Annotated in this window: 1 pseudogene; it reads left to right on the forward strand. The window is 48.1% G+C overall.

Annotation, left to right across the window (positions count from 1 at the left end):
* Positions 1 to 786 (forward strand): annotated as a pseudogene (locus GAC_RS01885) (VirB4 family type IV secretion/conjugal transfer ATPase); the annotation flags it as partial.

Raw genomic sequence — 786 nt, forward strand, 5'->3', positions numbered from 1 at the left:
CAGAGAGAAAGTAAATCTGGAGCCCGCATTTTGGGCTCAACTTCCGGGCAACTTTTCATATGTTGTGCGGAAAGCGGTGATTAGTACGCTGAATATGGCTGGTTTCGCGTCCCAGCACAACTACCCCATCGGCAAAAAGTTTGATAACCACTGGGGGGAGGCGGTCACGGTTTTTGACACCACATCTGGTACTCCGTTCTTCTTCAGTTTCCACATACGTGACGTTGGCCATACGGCAATAATAGGCCCAACTGGGGGTGGTAAAACAGTGCTGATGAACTTTCTGTGTGTTCAGGCAATGAAATTCTCTCCCAGGATTTTCTTTTTCGATAAAGACCACGGTGCGGAAATCTTCATCAGAGCCCTAAATGGCATCTATTCAGTTGTAGAGCCCAGGGGCAATACCGGGTTGAATCCGCTACACTTAGACGATACGACCGAGAACAGAACGTTTCTCATGGAATGGATGAAAGTGCTGGCGACCACGCTCTCGAGCGACCTAACTCCAGATGACATACTGCGCATAAATGATGCCATAGAAGGCAATTTTAAGCTCAGGAAGGAAGACAGGATGTTGCGCAATCTTGTGCCTTTTTTGGGTATAGGGGGTGCAGATACCCTAGCTGGGCGCATGATGATGTGGCATTCCGAAGGTTCACATGCGGCACTTTTTGATAATGAAGAGGACCTACTAGATTTTACTAAGTCCAGGGTCTTTGGGTTTGAGATGGGAAATTTGCTCAAGGATCCGGCGGCCCTCGCCCCTACTTTGTTGTATTTATTCCA

It is taken from the genome of Anaplasma marginale str. Florida (assembly GCF_000215485.1).
Taxonomy (GTDB): Bacteria; Pseudomonadota; Alphaproteobacteria; order Rickettsiales; family Anaplasmataceae; genus Anaplasma; species Anaplasma marginale.